The sequence below is a fragment of the Photobacterium sp. SP02 genome (assembly GCF_038519165.1).
GTDB classification, from domain to species: Bacteria; Pseudomonadota; Gammaproteobacteria; order Enterobacterales; family Vibrionaceae; genus Photobacterium; species Photobacterium halotolerans.
This window is the reverse complement of sequence record NZ_JASJOJ010000030.1, coordinates 35,448-55,118: the sequence shown is the minus strand read 5'-3', so window position 1 is coordinate 55,118 and position 19,671 is coordinate 35,448. Positions and strand designations below refer to the sequence as shown.

Sequence of the window (19,671 nt, the reverse complement as noted above, 5' to 3'; positions counted from 1 at the left end):
TGGGACGCGACAACCGTCGTGATGTGAGGGTGTAAAGATGGCTAGTTATTTGAAATCCCGGATTCGGAATATCCGTTACATCACCAGTATTGTGTCTATCGCGCTGATGGTGATTTCGCTGGCAGCTTTTGCCATCAGAGGTTTGAACATGGGGCTGGATTTTACCGGCGGTATGGTGACCGAGACGGCGATCAGCCGCTCGGTCACCAGCCACCAACTGCTGGAGGTGCTGAAACCGGCGCTGGGTGATTCCACCTCAGTGACGAGGTCCGGGGCTGACGGGCGCTGGGTGATTCGCTACGCGTTGCCTGAACAAGGAGCAGAGGCAGGACAGACAGTTCCTGATGTCGAACAGTTGCTGCATCAGGTGTCCGGCCAGGTGGAGATCATCAGCAACAGCATGGTGGGATCTCAGGTCGGACAGGATCTGGTCGAGCAGGGAGGATTAGCACTGCTGGTGTGCATCCTGTGTATTTTGGGTTACCTCTGCTTCCGTTTTGAGTGGCGGCTGGCCAGCGGGGCCTTGCTGGCGCTGATTCACGACGTCGTCCTGGTGTTGGGCTTTTTTGCGCTGACCCAGATGGAATTTAACCTCACGGTATTTGCTGCAGTGCTGGCGATTCTGGGTTATTCGCTGAATGATTCGATCATTATTGCAGACCGGATTCGCGAAATGCTGGTGGCGAAACAGCAAACGCCGACGCCGGATATCAATGATCAGGCAGTGATCGCGACGTTTTCACGCACCATGGTGACCTCTGGCACTACGCTGATCACTGTTGCCGCACTCTGGCTGATGGGCGGGACACCCCTGGAAGGTTTCGCGACCGCGATGTTTATCGGCATCATTTCCGGTACCTGGTCATCGATTTCGATTGGGACTGTTTTACCTGAATGGTTAAAGCTGGAGCCGAAACATTATCTGCCGGCTGAGGTCGATTCGGCGCCTTAATTTAGCAGATAAAAAGAGGTCAGCTCACGCTGACCTCTTTTTTTGCTTTACCGTTGGAATCTGATTTGCCCTTGTTATAGCCAGACTTCGGCACCTGTCTCAATCTTCCTGAGTCGGTTTATCTCTACAACGCAATGATCTTGTGACAGGTTTTCTCCAGCGCTATTTTGTCATGGCTGATAAGCACTAAAGCACAACCCATTTCCTGAGTCAGTTCCACAATCAGCTGGAGCGTACTGGCAGCTGTAATGGGATCGAGACGCGATGTGGGCTCATCGGCGATCAGCAGTTTAGGTTTCATCAGCAATGCCCGCAGAACGGCAAAGCGCTGCAGTTCACCGCCAGAGACCTGAGTCGCTTTACGGCTCAGCAGATCGTCTGAAAGTGCCAGTCGTTGCATCAGCGGCTGAATATTGCGGGTATCCAGCTGATGGTGACGGCACAAATCATTGAGCAGAGTTTGCAGCGTGGCGCTTTTGGCAAGGGCGCTGGGGGGATCCTGATACAGTTTCAGTGCATCACCTGTCCTGAGCCGCTGCTTGTACGTCATGCACCCCGCTGAGGGGCTCTGTAAGCCCAGTATCAGATCTGCGAGTGTTGACTTACCACAGCCGCTGTCACCGCTGATGCCGAGAATCTCACCTGCTGCCAGGGTAAAACTCAGATCGCGGAACAGGGTTTTATCACCAAATTGCATGGTAAGGGATTCGGCCTCTATCAGCGGCTGGCCTGTGTCGGGCAGCTTTGCCTGCGGCCAGAAACGGGGATCGGCGGCGATCAATGCTTTGGCGTAAGCCGATACCGGCTGTTGCAGGAGACGCCCGGCCGGGCCGCGTTCCTGAATCACGCCTTTTCTCATCACAATGATTTCCCCACCTAAGCGCTGGGCGACTTCAATATCGTGGGTAATGGTCAGCACGGCGCCTCGTTGTTTATGGCTGACGAGTTGATCGATGATCTGATCTTTGCGGCTGGCATCCAGCCCTTTGGTCGGTTCATCGGCGATCAGCAGCTCACCGCCTGCCTGCGTTGCACACAGGTACGCCACCCGCTGCGCCATGCCACCGGAGAGCTGGTGCGGGTACTTTGCCATATCCTGTTCCAGCGCCACGCTGGTGAACGCGCGCTCGGTCTGTGAGTGTGCCTGCGCTGGGTCATTATTGACTATCTCATGCACTTCACGGACCTGTTCACCCACGGCCATCAGCGGGCTCAATGCATACCAGGGCTCTTGCGGCAGCACCGAGAGTTTTTTTCCCCACAGTTTCTGCCGTTCGGACAGGCTCAAATCCTGCTGAGCCTGTCCGAACAGATTAATGCGCCCTTGCATCGACAGTGTGCCGGGCAGGGTGCCGATAATGGCATTGGCTAACAGGCTTTTTCCTGAGCCGGTTTCACCGAGAATAGTGACGGCTTCACCTTGTCGCAATTCAAAGGACAGCGGATTGACCAGCATTTGCTGCTGCGCCTGTACCGAGAGGTGTTCGACATTTAATAGTATGCTCATGACTGCTTACCTTGTGCCAGCAGGTGGAAACTCATCACCAATAAAAAGACTACCGCGATGGGTTGCATCAGTACCCAGGGTGCCTGCTGATAGTAACGGAACAATTCCACCATCATCAGGCCCAGCTCGGCTTCGGGCGGCTTGAGTCCGACATAGAGAAAACCGATCGAAGCCAGTGCCAGAATGGCATTACCGGCGCCGAAACATCCCAGAGTGAACAGATCCGTTTTCAGCTCTGGCCAGAGATGGCGTTTGAACTGGTACCACACGCCGAAACCATAAAGGCGGGAGGCTTCGATCTCCGCAGAGCGCAGCAGCACCAGCGTACGGCTGCGAACTACCCGGAAATATTCAACCCAGAGCATCAGTGAAATCGCCAGATACAAGATCATAAAGGAGCCCGGTACCATAGCGCCAAACAGCAGCACCAGAATCAAACCCGGCAACGACAGCAAGATGTTCACCAGCCAGGACAGGGTTTTATCCCACCAGCCGCCTTTCCATGCTGCGATGATGCCAGTCAGCAGGCCGAGCGCCGCAGAGGTTGCCACACTCACCAGTGCCATCAGCAAGGATGTTGTAATGGCGCTGCCAAGGCGGGCATAGTTACTGCGCCCGTAATGGTCGCGGCCCAGCGGTTCCTGCCAGCTTGGTGCGGCAAAAACCTGAGACAGCGATTGCTGCGCCGGATCGCCACGGTAAACCAGTGTTTCGATTACGGTGAACAGTACCAGTGTGGCAAGCACAGAGAGACCCAGCCACTGGCTGCGGGAAAGTGATGTGAATACTGTCATACCATCACCTGCTGCTTAGCCAGCCGCTGGCGCGGATCAAGCAGGTACTGTGAGATGTCGATCAGTGTATTGATGGCAACAAACAACAGGCCCATCAGCAGGGCGGCACCCTGGATCATCGGGATATCGCGACGAAAAATCGCGTGGGATAAAGCATGGCCGATACCGGGCCAGGAGAACAGCGATTCAATCATCACAATACCTTCCACCAGGCTGACAGCCTGAATGCCGACGAAAGCCATGACGGGCAGCGCAATATTCAGCTGGCCGTGGCGGCTAAATGCTTGTTCGTGGCTCAGCCCTTTCAGTCTGGCAAACTGAAAGTAGGGCGCGTTCAGCACCTGATGGGTTGAGTTGCGGATCATACGGCTCGACATGGCTGCCATACTGAGTGCCAGTGACAGCGCAGGCAATACCAGATATTCCGGACTGCCGAAACCAGCCACAGGGAACAGGTTGAAATGTAAGGCGAATACCAGAACGAGCAGCAGGCCAATCAGAAAGACCGGCTGGGCTTTAATGATAATGGCGCTGAACAGTGCAGCATGGTCGCTCCACTGATTAACGCGGCGCCCGCAGTACAGGCCGACCGGAATCGCAATGAACAGCGATAAACCAGTGGCTGCCGCCGCCAGCAGCAATGAGTGACCTAACTGATGAGACAGCGCCTGAACCACAGGTTCGCCGCTGACCAAAGAGTTACCCAGGTTAAAGTGCAGCAGATCCCACAACCAGCTGAAATACAACTCAATGCCGGAGCGATCCAGCCCCAGTTCACTCTGAACGGCTTGCGCCGCTTCGGCATCGACGTAGTCGTAGCCATAACGTCCTGCTGCAATACGATAAGCGATGTCACCCGGGATCAGGCGCATCAGCACAAAGGTCAGCGTGCCGACTGACCAGGCGACAAACAGCGCCTGGCAGAGTCGAGAAAACAGAATCTTAATCATTGAACTGCATCTCCGACACCCGGTAATTGATTTCAAACGGGTCGAATGAGAAGCCGCTGATCTTATCGTTTACCGCAACAATCTGACGGTAATAGGTTACCGGAATCAGCGGCATTTCATCGGCCAGTAAGCCGGCTGCCTGTCGGGCCAGTTGGCGGTATTGCGCTGAGTCTGGCTCCGCCGCCAGCTGTGCAAGCAGGTGGCTGAAGGTTGGTGAAGACCAGTGCATCGGTCCCCAGTCTGAGCCTTTTTCGGAGGCGAAGTCGTTCATCAGCAAAGGCAATGGGTCTGCCAGAGTGCCGAAGTTACGTGCGATCAGTGCCATTTCCAGACTGTTGTCATGATGTTTGGCCGGGATCGCGCTGGAGTTATCAATAGAAATCTGAACATCTATGCCCAGCTCACGCCATTGTGCCTGGAGCGCGGTGCCGATCAGCGGCAGCTCAGGGCGGTCGGCGTAAGTGACAAGCTGAATGCGGAAAACCTTGCCGTCTCTTTCCAGCAGACCCTTATCGTTAGCTCGCCAGCCTTGTTCCGCGAGCAGGTCTCTGGCCCGTTCAAGGTTGCGCTGGGCCGTGGCTTGCTGATCGATATGCCAGGCCCCTAATGCCGGGGAAAAAAGCTGGTAGGCTGCCGAACCCGGTAAGCGCAGCACCGATTGCGCAATCCCTTCCCGATCCAGCGCCAGACTCAATGCCTGACGTACGGACTTGTGGTTGAGAAACGGATGTGCGTTGTTGAGTTTTACCAGCACAGTACGCGGCATGGACTCTACATGCATCTGCAGATTGTTGGCAGCTTTCAGACTCTCAATACTGATAGGATCCAGCGTGTAAACCAGATCCATCTGACCACTTTGCGCCAGTAACGCCCGGCTTTCAGAACGGTGGCCCGCCAGATATTCAATGGTTTCAATGTGCGCTTTCCGGCCCCAGTAGTCGGCAAAACGGCTGGCTTTGGCTTTGTGCGGCGGCTGCAGCTCTGCAATCTGATACGGACCTGTGCCCTGAAGTGCCACGATCTTACCGTTATCGCTGAAAGAACCGGGGATCACGATAGCGGTCGAGTAGTGTGCCAGAACAGAAGGCAGCGCGCGGAACGGGCGCTCCAGCGTGATTATCACCTGATTATCCCTGGCCTGAATCGACTGTATCGGCACCTGGCGAATGACGCCCGGTTTAGCGAGTGCCTGATTGAGTGACTGCGCTGCTGCTTCGGCTGTCAGCAGGCTGCCGTCGTGGAATTTAACCTCCGGCCGGATGTTGAATACCCAGCTCATACCGTCTGCACTTTGCTGCCAGCTGTCTGCCAGCAGCGGATAGAGTTCTGCCTGTTCATTGATGCCGACCAGTGATTCCACCACTTGCAGGCGGGAAAACAGAAATCCGTCTTTCGACAGATCCTGACTGTTAAATTCAAACGGGCCGGAAATGGCCAGAGTCTGGTGGGCCGGCGAAGACGGTTGCCAAAAGACGAGGATGCCAGCCGCCGCCACTAAGGCGAGTAATAAGATTTTTTTCATGTTCCTTTAAATTGTTTTGTTATAACATAACAACATTGCAGCATGAGAAAGGTTTTCATGTCCAGTGGATTTTTTATGGAGCATAAGAAAAGTGAATGATCTCGAAGACTGACAGCTGAAATCAGGTCATGCCGGTATGTCTGAAGCGGCTGCTCGTGCTAGTGGTAAGCGAATAAATGCTAATAACTCATGGTCTGTTCAAGCTCCATTCAACTTTGTTGTGCGAGGCTGAGTGTCTGGATACAGGTATTGTCCTGTTTCCTGTACCTGATAATGAGGTGACAGATGAAAAATATCCTTACTGGTGTGATCGCACTGGTTATAGGTTTCTTTGCGTTGACCTTTGCGGCAGTCATGGGACTGACGATGGCGTTGATTGCATTTATTGCTCAGCCATTCCTCAAGCGAAAGCTAGCGAAAGAATTTGCCACTTTCAATGCAGCACAAGCTGATAATACGACGCCAAAAGGGCGCGTTATTGAAGGTGAATACGAGCCGGTTCAAAGCCGATAAGATTCACACATGCCAGACATTGAACGCCAGCACACAGTGCTGGCGTTTGCTCTTTCAGTGGCTGTGATGTTAACCCCGAGATAACTCCCCTGCTGCTGTTTCTCTTATTTTGTCACCTGGTTTCTCAGGCAATCCAAAAAATCACCCAGATGACCGTCCTCCAGATAGAATCGATAGTGCTTGCTGGCACTGTGCAACTCAAAACGGCCTTCATCTTCTGCGATCAGCCTGACTAAGAGGTCAAAAGCTTGCCTCGGACTCGTGCTGCCTAATCTGACCAAATGGGCAATGCTGTAACTGCGGGAAGCGTCTGACAGGTTCAGATTGCCGTAATACTTTTTCCAGTCCGCGGTAAAAATCTCAACAGGCTGACCGGTACGAAAATAACTGAAGTTTTCAAAGCCAACTGGATAAGAGATATCGGCTTTCAGTGCGACATACCGCCGGTTAAAGCCGTGATCCGCGACGAGCGCAATCTGAAAATCCGCTTCAATGTTGTTGTACTGATTTCTGGCCAGATGGTACAGGTCTAACCGGCAGGAGCGATCATCCAGTTTTGTGGTGCTGGTCGGCAGAGGCTGAGGAGGGGCGCTGGCAGCAGAGTAGGCTACGAACAGCATGAAAAATACTGGGAGACGACCATACATCACTTGATTTTCCAGTTCATCGAGACAGGTATTACCCCAGTTAAACTCGAGACCTTATTGAATTGTTCGTTACTAATAGCATAGCGACTGGGTGACTATCAGTGGGGCAGTGGATAGAGCTAAGTTATTGATCTGGCAATTAAGTGATGCGGAATCTCATAAGTGAGTAATTCAGGCCTGGTAGATCTTCGCTTTGACCATATGACGGTACTGAGACGGGCTCAGTGTAAACTGTTGCTGGAAACGGGTACTGAAATGATGGGCGTCACGGTAACCGACCTGCTCTGCAACATCCTGAACAGACAATCCAAAGTCCCGCAACAGGATTTGTGCCGCTTCCATGCGCAAAGACTGTAAATATTCATGCGGGGTCTGGCCGACCTGGGTTTTGAATCGGCGTTGAAAAGTCCGCAATGGCAAGCCGCACTGCTCTGCAACGTCTTTTGCCGTGATCGGCCGGGATAAGTTGCGTTTGAGCCAGTCCTGCGCCAGCGCGATGGATTCGTCAAACTGGACCTCTCCGCCTATCTGATAAAAGGGTTGCTGATCAGACTGCGAGATCTCATGCCCGAAATGTGTTTCGACCGTTTTCGCCACGCTCTGACCAAAATGCTCGCGAATCAGGTACAGGATCAGTTCTGATTGCGAGTTAATACTGACGGTACAATACAAACCATTGGCAACAGTAATGGATGCCTGGCGGTTCAGAACAACCGCCGGGTAGCGTGCGGCAAACTTATCGTAATAGTACCAATGCGTGGTTGCGACTTGCTGATCAAGCAGTCCGGTTTCGGCCAGCCAGCAGACGCCTGTGCCGGTTGCGATAATTTTGGCACCCTGCTGATACTGGTGAGTCAGCCATGACACCAGTTCCGGGCATTGCTTCAGCGCGGAGATCGGGTTGCCCCAGATGGGCGGCAGAATCACAAAATCGAATTGCCCGGAAGCTTTCAGCGTCAGTTCCGGTTGTAACCGCAGGCCGGATTTGACCGCTGGCGGTGAAAGACTCTCTGCAACAACCGAAATTGACACGGGTTTTGACCTCTGATCCTGTTTGGGCCTCAGGCTGGCAGCACTGCTCAGCATCTCTGCAGCAAGAGAAATACCCGTGATTAATGCACGCGGATAAAGGACAAAGGCAATCTTCATGGTCAGCGCTCTGTTTTAAACGTAATGGAGACAGAAACGGGGCGATTTTTTCTGAACCTGAGCTGAAGCCGGCAGCTCATCCCGACACAAATTTGTCATCTTGAGTAGGTTTGGCGTTTATGTCAGTAATTATGGCGTAAAAGCCAGGTGAAATGCCAGTGGAACTTGGTAATCTGATAGACAAATAAATCATGAAGCAAGAAGCATACAATGAAATTACCTCTGATTGTCGGAATGGGCGGCATCAATGCCGCAGGTCGTAGTTCAGGTTTTCACAGCTATAAACGTATGCTGGCAGACATACTGCCGGCCAGCGATATGCATTCAACCTGGCAAGATCTGGCGCACCGAATGGGCCTGGCAGACGGTGACGTCACTGACACTGTGATTGAGGCTATCAAGGACGGCACTTTGATTCGCCGCATTGAAACCTTCGATCCTGATCGTGTACTGCAACAATATAAAACAGCGATTTCAGGCGGTAATGAACAGATCTGTTTCACACTGCGCAAATCAAAGCTGCCTGCTCATGTGCCGGAGAACTGGCACCTGGAAGAAGAGGGCAGCAAAGTCCATATCACGGTAACCGGTGAGCTGGATGCGCTGCTGGCCGATCATGTCACTTTCCCTGTCAGCAGTGGCGGCAACATTCCCCGTGGCTTTGAACCGGGTAAGCTGTATAACTCACGGTTTCATCCGCGCGGACTGCAACTGACCATTTACGGCGCCTCAGATGCGCTCAATTCCCTGGGGGTCGACTGGTCGGAAATACTGACCCATATCCGTCCAGACGAAGTTGCCGTGTATGCCGGTAGTGCGCTGGCGCAGATTGATGATCAATCCATAGCCGGTATGGTTGCCGCACCGCTTACCGGCGGTCGGGTCAGCTCGAAAATGATGGCTTTATCGCTGGCTGAAATGCCGGCCGATTTCATCAACGGCTATGTGATTAACAGCGTGGGGACAACGGGTACCAACATGGGAGCCTGTGCAACCTTCCTGTACAATTTGCGTCAAGGCATGCAAGACATCCAAAGTGGTGCGGCCAAAGTGGCGATTGTCGGAAACGCCGAAGCGCCTGTGGTCTCTGAAATCATGGAAGGTTTTCGCGTGATGGGGGCGCTAGCCGAAGACGCACAAATCTGCGCGCTGGATGATAGCGAAACCGTAGATAACCGCCGTGCCTGTCGTCCGTTTTCTGATAACGCCGGATTTACCATGGCAGAGTCAGCCCAGTTTGTGGTGCTGATGGAAGAAGAGCTGGCCTTGAAACTGGGGGCCAATATTTATGGTTCTGCTGCCGATGTGTTTATCAATGCCGATGGCAATAAGAAATCTATCTCTGCGCCTGGGGTAGGCAACTATGTCACTGTTGCCAAGGCCGCGGCGCTGGCACAGGCCATTCTTGGTCCGGACGGTGTGAAGAAAACCTTTGTTCAGGCCCATGGTACAGGTACACCGCAAAACCGAGTTACGGAAAGCCACATACTCAACGAAGTGGCAAAGACTTTTGGCATTGAAAACTGGCCGGTGACGGCGATTAAATCTTATGTCGGTCATTCTATGAGTGCGGCAGCCGGCGATCAGCTGATGGCTTCTCTGGGTGTCTGGCAGTACGGCTGGATTCCGGGCATCAAGACCATTGATCATATTGCCGATGATGTGCATCAGTCTAATCTGAATATTCTTATGGATCATTACTTTGCCGGCACAGCGGGTGATGATATGCAGGGGGTGATCATTAATGCCAAAGGTTTTGGTGGCAACAATGCCTCAGCGTTGGTGCTGTCGCCGCAGAAAACCCTGGCGATGCTGCAAAAGAAATACGGCCAGCTTGCTATCGCTGAATATCTTGCACGTAATGTCAAGGTGCGTGGCGTTTCCGCTGAGCATGATCAGCAGGCTTGTCAGGGACAGGAAGAAATCCGCTATTACTTTGGTGAGTCTGTGATGGATGAAACCTCGGTGACAATGACACAGGACAGCCTGACACTGTCGGCCTTTGGTGAGGCCATTGCATTGCCAACGGCAAATCCGTACGCCGATTACGAATAACCCATTCGTTGTCTTTAACAAAAAAACGGGCAGCTTTAAGCTGCCCGTTTATTATTGCATTTGTGAATAACCGCTTGCTGTTGCGATGACAGTTGCGGTCTTTATTCTTCCCACTGGATCAGCTGATCTTTTGGCCACTGACAGCCGGTATCGTGATACTGTTTTTCCAGTACATGACGCTTAATTTTCAGCGTAGGGGTCAGAATACCGTTCTCAATACTCCAGGGTTCTTTGATCATCAGAACACCTTTGATCTTGGCGTGTGATTCCAATTCTTTATTAATAGTGTCGATTGCCCGGCTCACTTTTTTCGCATATCTGTCCCGGTCAAAATTAGGGTAAGCATGCGCTACCGCCAGCAGTATGGGGGCGGGCATACCTGAACCCACCACACACATCATTTCAATGCCACAAAGTTCAAAGAGGCGTTTTTCAATCGGAACCGGTGAAACGAATTTGCCTTTCGCTGTTTTGAAGTTGTCTTTTTTCCGGCCCTGAATCGTCAGGAAGCCTTCTTCATCCAGACTGCCAAGGTCGCCGGTATGCAGCCAGCCTTCATCATTGAAGCTTTCTCTGGTCGCGATGTCGTTTTTGTAGTAACCAGAAAACAGACCTTTGCTGCGCACCAGAATTTCATCATCTTCGGCGATCTTGATGTCCACTCCCGGCCCCGCACTGCCTACCGTACCGATTTTGTCGCTACGAAACGGAAGATTGAGTGTGCCATAGGCATAGTTTTCCGTCATCCCCCAGGCTTCGGTGATATTAAGCCCGATGCTCTCATACCAGCGCAGCAGGGCCGGTGAAACCGGTGCCGAACCGCAGCCTAATACGCGCGCTTCATTCAGGCCCAGTCCGTCAGCCAGTTTGCGTTTGATCAGGCCGGACACAAAGGGGATTTTCAGCAAAATGTTCAGTTTTGCCTGCGGCAATTTTTCCAGAATTCGTTGCTGGAACACGGTCCAGAGGCGAGGAACTGAAATAAATAATGTCGGGCGGTGCATTTTCACATCTTCAATGAAAGTATCCAGTGATTCAGGAAAAGCAACCTGCACACCTGCCATCATTGATGTGCCCAGGATATAGACACGCTCTGTGATGTGAGCCAGGGGAAGGTAGGAGAACAGACGTTCATTGTCGACGATGCCGATATGCTCGATGAGGTTCTGCGCTGAAAAAGCAAAGCCACCGTAAGAGAGAATGGCCCCTTTGGGTAATCCTGATGTGCCGGATGTGTACACCAGCGACATCACATCGTTGTCCTGATGGGAAGGACGCTCTTCACTCGGGGTGTGCGAGTCAATTAACTCATTGAGTGAATGCTGGCACTCGGGCGTATTCGGGTAGGGGAAGCTGACCGTGATCATCTCTTCAAGATTGTGACAGACGGTATTGATCGCGCGGTTATCATCCAGTTTACCAATGAAAACCAGCTTAGCTTCACTGTGAGTCAGGCAGTACTCTATGGTGTCTGCACCCGCAGTAGGAAAGATAGGTACGCTGATGTAACTGCCGAGCATCATGGCCAGATCGCAGATATACCATTCAGCGCAGTTTTTCGAGATCAAACCCACTTTGTCGCCGGGCATGAGGCCCTGTGCACGTAATGCGCTGACAAGGCTCAGCGCCTTGTCGACCACTTCAGCGTAGGTAAAATCGGTAAACTGCCGATTAATGATCTGGCGGAGAAAAATGTCATCCGGGCGCTCTTCTGCCCATGTCAACATGCGTTCATGAGGTAATGCCTGCGTCATGAGCGAATCCCTTAATGTGTTTGGCTGTAAAGGCAAAGTCATTGTAATGTTCCATTCCGTGGTTGTTATTATCTTGTTAAATAATTAAATGCGGCTTTAGGTGGAGCGTCAAGATATCACTGTATTGAATTTGCGGTAAAAATCTAACTTAGAGATCAAAAATAGCGGTTTAAGTCATTGAGAAAGCTGAAAGAGATACGGGCTAACCGTGCACCTGCAGCAGCTCTGTGAATTGTCAGAGCTGCGATGCAGTATGCATGTGTTTTTGTTACTGAATGTAAACAGAAACCTGAATGAAGGATTTCAGTTACTGTGCTTGTGGTGTGACAGGTGCCTGATACGCTTTGGTACCCCAGAGTGGCACTGTGGACAGGCTGTGCTTATAGCTGCCTGATGTTTCTTTGGTGGAATAAGACAAATACATCAGTGTCTGGCTGTCGTGGTCAAAGACCCGGCGAATTTTCATGGTTTTGAAAAAGACACTTTTTGACTTCTTGAATACCACATCACCCGATTTCGATTTATCAATCGCGGCGATCATTTCCGGGGTAATTTCACCGGTTTGCCGGCAGGAAATGGATGAATCACTGGGATCGGAAAAATCCAGATCCGCTTCAATACTGGCAATGTGGCAAGTGACGCCAGGTACCAGCGGATCACTGAGCACATTCAGTTTGATGTCTTTAGTGGTAAATACGCCCAGACTGACGTCACCGACTTCGTTGTCTGAACAGCCTGCCAGTAAGGATGCTCCTGCGATCATGGCAGAAAAGAGCAGAGCGCGCTTCATTCAAAGTCTCCATTGTTCTGTAAGAATAGTGAGTGGAACGGTGTCCGGAAAATAATCACGCTCTCGCGGATTGTGCGTACATTTAGCGTTTTCTGCCGCTTTTTGTGGCAGCATGCCGTTCCAGGTACCAAGATAGCAACCCGCCCAGCATGACTCCAGAAAGATTTGCCACGGCATCGGAAAAAGAGCTCTCGCGCCCAAGATCAAGAATGCCCTGGAAAATTTCGAGCAGACTGGCAAAAATCATCAGCCCGATCAGCAAGGTAAAGTAGAAACGGTATTGCTGGCTGACACACAGTGCCAGCATGGCGAAAAACATATAAGTCAGTACATGAAGCAGTTTATCCAGGCCGGATATGCCGTAGCTGTCTAAGTCGGCCAGTGACCCTTTCTCTGCGGCCGGCATTAAGGTAAGTCCTGCGATAAAAACGGCATATAAGCCGAATAGCAGCCATATCCATATCAGTAATTGCCGCTCTTTCAGCGAAACATACAGTGATATAGGTTCAGCATGCTTTCTCATGGTTTATAGCGTGAGCTTAACAACTGATTCAGATGCCGAACGGGAATGGCATAAGTGATGGCACTCGGCTGACTCAGTGCGTTTTCTTTACTGGTTTGCACTAAGACCTTATTGATAACGGCGATGACTTCACCTGTGTCCTGATGGTAGACCGGACTGCCGCTGTTTCCGGGGTAGGCCGTGGCATCAAACTGATAGACGACAAAAGGATTTTTCAGGTGTTTGAGGCGAGCGACGGAAAGCTCTTTTGCGGTGCGGGCCGGTACTGCAATCGGCGTAATGCTGGATACCATGCCTCTGTGTGTCACCGGATACAGGCCGAGCACTGCACCTATCGGGAAACCAGTGAAGCTGTATATTTCACCTTCACGCACCGGGCGCGGAGAGAGATGTAAGCTTGGTAAGGGGCTGCCAGTGATTTTCAGCAATGCCAGATCGTGCTCACTGTCACGTGCAACGACTGTTGCGGTGCGGACATCCGGTGAAGTGCCTGTCCCGACAAAGACAACAAAGCCGGTGTTTGTATCCACTTCGATGGAAGTGGGCACAACGTGATTATTGGTGGCAATCAGTGTGCCATCGCCGACGACAAAGCCAGTCCCGATGAGATTCGCCCGCGGCGTTGCCAGTTTGTTGTAAGTGCCGACTCCGACAACTGAAGGTTTAATTTTCGCAATAACATCTGGCAATGCGGCTTGTGTGTTCGCGGTGGCCAGCAGCATGCAGCCGAGGCAGAGCAGAGTTCGTACGATGAGCAGAGTGACTCGACAGGTACAGAAAAGCATGATTTTTTGTCCTTTGACGCTGGCAGAAAATAGGGTGAACCTGTCGCCCCGCACTGCGGGGCGTTGAGTTTACAGCCGGATTTGTTCTTCCAGTTTGCTCTTTAGCATCAGCAGTTTAGGATCGGACGTCGTCACGCCAATGAGAATTTCTCGTGCATTTTCCTTCATATTGTTTGCCAGCAGGCTTTCTGCATAGTGAAGGGCGATCTCAGGGTTAGTCTGTGCCTGTTTGTAGGCTTTTTCCAGCATTGGCAGCGCATTGGCGGCCTGTCCTGATTTCAGCAGGCAATAACCGTAGGTATCCTGAATCTGTGGGTGCTCCTGAGCCAATCCTAAGGCTTTCGACGCACTGTCGCAGGCTTGCGGATACTTTTCCTGAGACAAATACAGCCAGGCGAGATTATTCAAAGCCACGACATTATCAGGCTGTTGCTCCAGAATGTGCCGATACTGCGCAATGGCTTGTTCAGGCTGCTGTTCAAATTGCAGCTGGGCCAGTGTCAGGCGCAAGGGCGCGGCTTTATCACCGTATTCTTTGATGACCCCCTGCAAGAATGCAATGGCTTCCTGAGGTTGCTGGTTTAATGAATAAGCAGTGGCCACATCGTTGGCGCTGGCGATCCCAGGTGAGGCATCATAGCGTTTCAGTTGCCACTCAACAGCCCGGGTAAAGTCTTTGCGCTGCAGGTAATTCAGGGCTTGTAATCGCATGAAATACGCTTGTGTCTTTACGTTGTCCGGCAGAGCATCCAGCGTGGCCTGGCTGGCGCTGGCATTGTCCAGCTTCAGTTGCAGCCCGGCTTTCATCAGCGAAAAGACCGCCGTTTTCTGAAATAACTGCTCGGCTTTTTCGGCAAGGAGAAGACTGTCTCTCATTTTGTTGTTTAATTCTTTAATCTGGATATTGCGCATATAGGCTTGCTGGCTGAGGACATCCTGCTCCAGCCATCTGGTGTAGGCAGGCTCGGCCTGACGGTAGTCGCGCTGGCTGAAATAGATATCACCCAGCAGCCGCCAGCTTTGTGCGGTTTGCTGCTGGGGTGTCAGACTAGTCATGAGACTGAGTGCCTGATCCGGGTGTTTTTGCAGCATATAACCGCGAGCCAGATCTAATTTCAGTGCGGTATTATCCGGGTGTGCTTCGACCTGAGCAGCGACCAGAGACACAGCCTGGTCCAGTTGCCCGCTGAGCTGGCCATATTTGTACAGTGTCCGGGTGGTCAGATTCTTTCCCGGGTAATGGGAATAGGCGGTGCGGGCATAACCGAAAGCGGTGTCCATATCATTTTTGTTGGCGGCAATCTGGCCAAGCCCCAAAGTGGCTTGCACGTTCTTGGGGTCTTTTGCCAGTACCTGCTGATAGATTGTTTGCGCCTGATCGGGCTTTTTCTCAATTTGCAGCACCAGAGCATTAAGCATCTGGGCAGTCTGATCGTCCGGATTGCGTTCAAGCCAGGTATTAACGAGCTGTTTGACCTCGCTGGTCCGGCCTTGTTTTAAGTAATAATAGGCAAGCCCCAAATTCGCTTCGGCGAGGGTTGGATCGGTATCGAGAATGTGCTGAAGAGTGTCGACCCCAGTCGTATCATTACTGGCTAACTGAAGCAGTCCTAAGCGCAGCTGCTTGCTGGTGGTTGGGTTTTGATTGGCTTTTTCAGCCAGAGACATAGCGGCATCATTACGGCCGACTTTGGCCAGTTCCAGGCTCATATCTGAGATAAAGTCGCTGCTTGCCTTGTCTGAGGCATCGAACTGATTCATGGTTTGCATGGCGCCTTCAATGTCGCCCAGCTTAAGCTGGCTGGAGGCGTACAGGCGTTGGATCATATGGTTTTGCGAGACAAAAGGCGCGACTTTTTCAAATCGCTCATTGGCCTGTTCATAATTTCCCTGGTTATAGGCAACGACCCCCGAAATCAGGTAAGTGGGCAGGTTTCTTGAACCGTTTCGGATGGCTAAGTCGGCGTGGACTTTTGCCTCAGTCTGTTTATCTTCGGCGTAAAGAATGGTGGCCTTCAATTCATTACTCAGTACGTGACCGCTTAATACTGTCAGCAGATTATCGACATACTTTTCTGCTTCCTGGTACTGCTCCGTTTTCACCAGCGCCTGTGCCAGATACAGGGTGTTTTGTAAGGCTTTCGGCGCGGTGTCTACGGCTTTGCGATAGCTCTCTGCTGCGGCTTTGTTATGACCCATGCTGGTTTCAATATGACCTTTCAGCAGCCAGGCGTCACTGCTGGCGGGATACACTTGTACGATGTTGCTGACCTGGCTCAGCGCCGTATCATTGAGCTCCCTGGTGGCATCTAAACTGGCTCTGGCAAGGCGGGTATAGAGCGTGATCTGTCCGGTTGCTTCGGCTCGCTGAAAGGCTTGTTCAGCGCCATCCGGATCGTTATCGAGCAACAAAGCCAGTGCTTCTATCGCGTAAATATCTGCCAGTGCTTTAGCTTGCTGGCTGCGGGGACGTTTGGCCAGGTCAATGATATCCGTTGTTTTTTTCTGACCCAGATAGGCCTGGGCAAGCAGTGGCTCAATTGCGTCCTGCTCGTCGGCGCTTCTGAGTGCTTTATACAATTCTTTTTCGGCACTGGCATAATCGCCCTGGCTCAGGTAAATCTTACCCAGCATAAGCCGGGCCTGATTGGCATCAGGGTGTTGCTGTATGGCATTTTTCAGCTCAATAACCGCAGCATTGATTTGATTGCTGCTGAGATAAGTATCGGCTTTGGCCATGTACTCATCAACAGACTGTTCACCGCAGGCTGTGAGTGTGACAGCGACAACACCAGCGAGTGCCAGCACATGAAAGGTGGTGCGAGGTAAAAAAGCCATAATCATCCCTGTCAGAATTTTCAGATGGACTTTTTTAGGATAGTCACATTTTTGACACTGCGACTAATCGCTTTGACATAAAACGTCTGTTGCACTCACCGTGGTCATAAAAATAACCATGACAGTACCTGAAAAGTGCGTTGCCCGTTGCTCTGCTATGCTTGATGCGAACGGATAAATCACGGCGCAGGGTAAAAAAATGGAAAGCAAAAACAGTTCGATACAGTGCGAATGGATTGTTAATCCCGACCATAAGTGGTTAGCAGGACACTGGCGTGCGCTTGAGGAGCAGGCTGAACCGAACCTGTTTTTGTCTTGGCTCTGGATCGGGACCTGGCTGGATTGTTTTGTGGACAACTGCTGTGTTGTTCTTGCCCGGCAAGAGGACAATATTGTCGGTCTGGGCATTATCGTGATTAAAGAGAAAAAAATCGCCGGTTTGTCTTATGGCAGACAGTTTTGCCTTCACCGGACAGGTATTCCCTCACAGGATCAAATCTGGATTGAATATAACGATTTTCTGATGGACAAGGCGCTGGCCAATACCGTTCGTCCGTTAATGACAGCCTGTGTGATGTCGCAAATGAACGGGACAGATGTCTTTGAGATTGGCGCCAGTCGGGACGTGGATTTTGTCAGTAACGGGCCACAGTCTGTGGCGGGGCATTGTGGTAACGAAAGGGCTGACAATCAGGCCGTCTTATCCGGGCTGGCACTTGCAGAAAAAGAGGTAGTGTGGGAGTCGGTCGGCTTTGCGCTGGATTTTGGCCCGCTGAAGGACAAGAATCAGACGCTCGATAGCTTCTTGTCGCGAAATGCCAGATATCAGATAAAGCGCAGCCTGAATAAGTACAATGCGCTGGGCGAAGTGAAAATCACCACGGCTTCTTCTGTCACTCAGGGACTCGAGCTTTTCAATCATGCGGCGGACTATCACCTCAGTCGTTGGGGCAGCAAATCAGAACAAAGTGGTTTTGCTAATCCCGGTTTTCTGCATTTTCACCATGAGCTGATTCGTCGCGGACTGCCTCAGGGGCGGATTGCCATTCACCACCTGCAGGCCGGGGAAGACGATCTGGGGGTGATTTATAATTTTCACCATGCCAACTGGGTGCTGTTCTATTTAAGTGCGCTGAATTATGGCTCGGGCGATAATCACCTGAAACCCGGTCTGGTTGCGCACTATCTGCTGATCCAGGAAGCCTGGGAAAAAGGGGCGCTGGGATACGATTTTATGGGTGGGATTGCCCGCTATAAAAAAACCTTCGCCAACCGTGAATGCCGGTTGGCGATCAGTCAGTTCCGCTATCCGCATTTTACCTATTCAGTGAAGAAAGCTATTCGTGCTTTGAAGCGTCATGCCCTGAAACGTCGGGTGTTGTCCGAAAGCAGTTCTGACTGTCCTTAAAGGCACCGGCAAAGGTGTCTTGCGCCTTGATCGGGTTACCACAAAAGTCCGAGACACTGCTCCCTTTCGCCGTCACGGGATACTCAGTGGCACTGCGGGTTAATTTGGCTTTGATAGCATCGTCTTTGGGTGAAAAATTACCTATTGCTGGCGAGGTAAACCAATCGTCCAGTTTTTGTTTTTCGGTCAGATAGTCAGGGGAAAGAATCAGATTGTGGGAGGCTGACGCTTTACCCTGATCGCGTTCCCGTATTTTGCCGCTCACAATGTTGTTAATCAGCTCGGCGCTGGATTGCGCAAACCGGACGTCGATGCCGGAAGTGTGATAGAGAATGTTGTTGTTGACCAGTGCATTACTGGATTTATTAATGTACAGGCCCACATCATTGCAGTGCAGGACGATATTGTTACGCACTGTATGGCTATCTCCTTCGAAAGCAATCTGACCCCGCCGGTTTTCCTGCTCCATGCCGCCGCCACCTAATGACAGGCCAATCTGATAACCATCATATTTCCGGCTGGTGCTGTTACAGATCACCAGATTGTTTTCTATGACCCCTTGCTCGTTGCCGCCTTTCATGAACGCGCCATAGCTGACCTGATTGCCGCCGGATTTGATGAAATCACGAATGATGTTGCGATCGATACTCCAGGCATTGCCATGGTCCAGGTTGATGGGCGTGACAGATCTCGAGGTGTCTCTTGGCTGAGTATTGTAAAAGTGATTGCGACGAATGGTGCCGTTATCCGGAAACTTGTCCGCCATCCGGTTGACCTTGATGGCGGCGTTGAAATCGATGAAGACATTGTTCTGAACCAGGCTGTGATCGGCATCGCCAACAATGTGCAGTGCGTGATCGCAATCGGAAGGGGTTGGACAAACACCTTTAAAGGTCAGCCCTGATACCGTCCAGTAGGGCTGATTAATCACTATGCCTTCCAGTCCGTCGAGCTGCAGCAGAACGGTGCCCGGCTCTTCTGCCCGCAAGACCACAGGACGCGATGCAGAGGGCGTAACCTGGCTGATATTAAGGCGCTTGCTGCTGAAAAAGTAGGTGCCTTTTTTCACGACTATGTCCTGGCCGGGTAACACCTCTTCCAGTGCTTTTTCAAAGCTTTGTTCATCGGATACCCAAAGAGTACCGAGCGAAGCGGGCTTGATCGCTTCTGGCTGAGGGCCTGCTGATGACCAGTCAGGCCCGACTGATGGCCAGTATCTTGTATCAAATTCGCGCCAGAAATAGGAAGGACTGGCGAGGTTGCTGGCCACACTGGCAACGGCCTGATTGACAGGTGTCAGGATCGGAAACTCTTGTTCAATGTGGCTGACTGACTGGCGCAAAGCGGCGGGCAGAGTCTGATTTTGTTCGCTCCAGTGTTTAACCAGATACACACCGGCAACAAGGATGATCACGTGAGCGAGAACACCGATTGTCGCGAGATATGTTTTTATTCCTTTCGAAATCATCAGTCAGCTCCCGGCT

At 51.7% G+C, this 19,671-nt stretch carries 16 protein-coding genes; 4 read left to right on the top strand and 12 right to left on the bottom strand.

Features of this window, described 5'->3' with window-relative positions; translation table 11 throughout:
- Positions 1-37: 37 nt before the first annotated feature.
- Positions 38-952, top strand: a complete 915-nt coding sequence (gene secF / locus P0Y67_RS13875; RefSeq protein ID WP_027250970.1) for a protein translocase subunit SecF — start codon at positions 38-40, stop codon at positions 950-952.
- Positions 953-1,076: 124 nt separating this feature from the next.
- On the opposite strand, the gene P0Y67_RS13870 is transcribed toward secF, so the two are convergent.
- From P0Y67_RS13870 to P0Y67_RS13855, 4 genes are read right to left on the bottom strand one after another with little or no spacing between them, the layout of a single operon-like run.
- Positions 1,077-2,459, bottom strand: coding sequence for an ABC transporter ATP-binding protein (locus tag P0Y67_RS13870; RefSeq protein ID WP_342392329.1), 1,383 nt, complete (start codon positions 2,457-2,459; stop codon positions 1,077-1,079).
- Positions 2,456-3,253 carry an ABC transporter permease gene (locus P0Y67_RS13865; protein ID WP_342392328.1) on the bottom strand — a complete coding sequence of 266 codons (798 nt, stop codon included), beginning with the start codon at positions 3,251-3,253 and terminating at the stop codon, positions 2,456-2,458. The genes P0Y67_RS13870 and P0Y67_RS13865 overlap by 4 nt, the downstream gene beginning before the upstream one ends.
- Positions 3,250-4,203: an ABC transporter permease gene (locus P0Y67_RS13860; RefSeq protein WP_342392327.1), complete on the bottom strand. Its 954-nt coding sequence runs from the start codon at positions 4,201-4,203 to the stop codon at positions 3,250-3,252. The genes P0Y67_RS13865 and P0Y67_RS13860 overlap by 4 nt, the downstream gene beginning before the upstream one ends.
- Positions 4,196-5,725, bottom strand: a complete 1,530-nt coding sequence (locus P0Y67_RS13855) for an ABC transporter substrate-binding protein (RefSeq protein ID WP_342392326.1) — start codon at positions 5,723-5,725, stop codon at positions 4,196-4,198. The genes P0Y67_RS13860 and P0Y67_RS13855 overlap by 8 nt, the downstream gene beginning before the upstream one ends.
- Positions 5,726-6,010: 285 nt before the next feature.
- Here P0Y67_RS13855 and P0Y67_RS13850 point away from each other — a divergent pair, with 285 nt between their 5' ends.
- The gene (locus P0Y67_RS13850) at positions 6,011-6,238 is read left to right on the top strand and encodes a hypothetical protein (RefSeq protein WP_027250975.1); all 228 of its coding nucleotides are present in this window, start codon (positions 6,011-6,013) and stop codon (positions 6,236-6,238) included.
- A gap of 104 nt (positions 6,239-6,342) precedes the next feature.
- Here the strand turns inward: P0Y67_RS13850 and P0Y67_RS13845 are convergent, their stop codons facing one another.
- The gene (locus P0Y67_RS13845; RefSeq protein WP_342392325.1) at positions 6,343-6,885 is read right to left on the bottom strand and encodes a hypothetical protein; all 543 of its coding nucleotides are present in this window, start codon (positions 6,883-6,885) and stop codon (positions 6,343-6,345) included.
- A 171-nt stretch (positions 6,886-7,056) separates the two neighbouring features.
- Positions 7,057-8,034 carry a GlxA family transcriptional regulator gene (locus P0Y67_RS13840; RefSeq protein ID WP_342392324.1) on the bottom strand — a complete coding sequence of 326 codons (978 nt, stop codon included), beginning with the start codon at positions 8,032-8,034 and terminating at the stop codon, positions 7,057-7,059.
- 210 nt (positions 8,035-8,244) lie between these two features.
- Between P0Y67_RS13840 and P0Y67_RS13835 the strand changes: the two genes are divergently transcribed.
- Positions 8,245-10,089, top strand: a complete 1,845-nt coding sequence (locus P0Y67_RS13835; protein ID WP_342392323.1) for a beta-ketoacyl synthase — start codon at positions 8,245-8,247, stop codon at positions 10,087-10,089.
- A gap of 101 nt (positions 10,090-10,190) precedes the next feature.
- Here the strand turns inward: P0Y67_RS13835 and P0Y67_RS13830 are convergent, their stop codons facing one another.
- The 5 genes from P0Y67_RS13830 to prsT form a co-directional block, all read right to left on the bottom strand.
- A complete protein-coding gene (locus tag P0Y67_RS13830; protein WP_342392322.1) occupies positions 10,191-11,843 on the bottom strand; it encodes an AMP-binding protein in 1,653 nt (550 codons plus the stop codon).
- A gap of 307 nt (positions 11,844-12,150) precedes the next feature.
- Positions 12,151-12,633, bottom strand: a complete 483-nt coding sequence (locus tag P0Y67_RS13825) for a CreA family protein (protein ID WP_342392321.1) — start codon at positions 12,631-12,633, stop codon at positions 12,151-12,153.
- Positions 12,634-12,715: 82 nt separating this feature from the next.
- Positions 12,716-13,156 (bottom strand): VanZ family protein, encoded by a 441-nt coding sequence (locus P0Y67_RS13820; RefSeq protein WP_342392320.1) that lies wholly within the window; start codon positions 13,154-13,156, stop codon positions 12,716-12,718.
- Positions 13,153-13,941 (bottom strand): S1 family peptidase, encoded by a 789-nt coding sequence (locus P0Y67_RS13815; protein WP_342392319.1) that lies wholly within the window; start codon positions 13,939-13,941, stop codon positions 13,153-13,155. The genes P0Y67_RS13820 and P0Y67_RS13815 overlap by 4 nt, the downstream gene beginning before the upstream one ends.
- Positions 13,942-14,010: 69 nt before the next feature.
- On the bottom strand, positions 14,011-16,779 hold the full coding sequence (prsT, locus tag P0Y67_RS13810) for an XrtA/PEP-CTERM system TPR-repeat protein PrsT (protein ID WP_342392318.1): 2,769 nt from the start codon (positions 16,777-16,779) through the stop codon (positions 14,011-14,013).
- A 199-nt stretch (positions 16,780-16,978) separates the two neighbouring features.
- Between prsT and P0Y67_RS13805 the strand changes: the two genes are divergently transcribed.
- On the top strand, positions 16,979-18,187 hold the full coding sequence (locus tag P0Y67_RS13805) for a GNAT family N-acetyltransferase (protein ID WP_342392317.1): 1,209 nt from the start codon (positions 16,979-16,981) through the stop codon (positions 18,185-18,187).
- On the opposite strand, the gene P0Y67_RS13800 is transcribed toward P0Y67_RS13805, so the two are convergent.
- A complete protein-coding gene (locus P0Y67_RS13800; protein ID WP_342392316.1) occupies positions 18,117-19,655 on the bottom strand; it encodes a chondroitinase-B domain-containing protein in 1,539 nt (512 codons plus the stop codon). The genes P0Y67_RS13805 and P0Y67_RS13800 overlap by 71 nt on opposite strands.
- Positions 19,656-19,671 lie beyond the last annotated feature (16 nt).

Bases quoted from the DNA above. Each gene is read 5' to 3' on its own strand.
- secF (WP_027250970.1), top strand. From the start codon at position 38: ATGGCTAGTTATTTGAAATCCCGGATTCGGAATATCCGTTACATCACC.
- P0Y67_RS13870 (WP_342392329.1), bottom strand. From the start codon at position 2,459: ATGAGCATACTATTAAATGTCGAACACCTCTCGGTACAGGCGCAGCAG.
- P0Y67_RS13865 (WP_342392328.1), bottom strand. From the start codon at position 3,253: ATGACAGTATTCACATCACTTTCCCGCAGCCAGTGGCTGGGTCTCTCT.
- P0Y67_RS13860 (WP_342392327.1), bottom strand. From the start codon at position 4,203: ATGATTAAGATTCTGTTTTCTCGACTCTGCCAGGCGCTGTTTGTCGCC.
- P0Y67_RS13855 (WP_342392326.1), bottom strand. From the start codon at position 5,725: ATGAAAAAAATCTTATTACTCGCCTTAGTGGCGGCGGCTGGCATCCTC.
- P0Y67_RS13850 (WP_027250975.1), top strand. From the start codon at position 6,011: ATGAAAAATATCCTTACTGGTGTGATCGCACTGGTTATAGGTTTCTTT.
- P0Y67_RS13845 (WP_342392325.1), bottom strand. From the start codon at position 6,885: ATGTATGGTCGTCTCCCAGTATTTTTCATGCTGTTCGTAGCCTACTCT.
- P0Y67_RS13840 (WP_342392324.1), bottom strand. From the start codon at position 8,034: ATGAAGATTGCCTTTGTCCTTTATCCGCGTGCATTAATCACGGGTATT.
- P0Y67_RS13835 (WP_342392323.1), top strand. From the start codon at position 8,245: ATGAAATTACCTCTGATTGTCGGAATGGGCGGCATCAATGCCGCAGGT.
- P0Y67_RS13830 (WP_342392322.1), bottom strand. From the start codon at position 11,843: ATGACGCAGGCATTACCTCATGAACGCATGTTGACATGGGCAGAAGAG.
- P0Y67_RS13825 (WP_342392321.1), bottom strand. From the start codon at position 12,633: ATGAAGCGCGCTCTGCTCTTTTCTGCCATGATCGCAGGAGCATCCTTA.
- P0Y67_RS13820 (WP_342392320.1), bottom strand. From the start codon at position 13,156: ATGAGAAAGCATGCTGAACCTATATCACTGTATGTTTCGCTGAAAGAG.
- P0Y67_RS13815 (WP_342392319.1), bottom strand. From the start codon at position 13,941: ATGCTTTTCTGTACCTGTCGAGTCACTCTGCTCATCGTACGAACTCTG.
- prsT (WP_342392318.1), bottom strand. From the start codon at position 16,779: ATGGCTTTTTTACCTCGCACCACCTTTCATGTGCTGGCACTCGCTGGT.
- P0Y67_RS13805 (WP_342392317.1), top strand. From the start codon at position 16,979: ATGGAAAGCAAAAACAGTTCGATACAGTGCGAATGGATTGTTAATCCC.
- P0Y67_RS13800 (WP_342392316.1), bottom strand. From the start codon at position 19,655: ATGATTTCGAAAGGAATAAAAACATATCTCGCGACAATCGGTGTTCTC.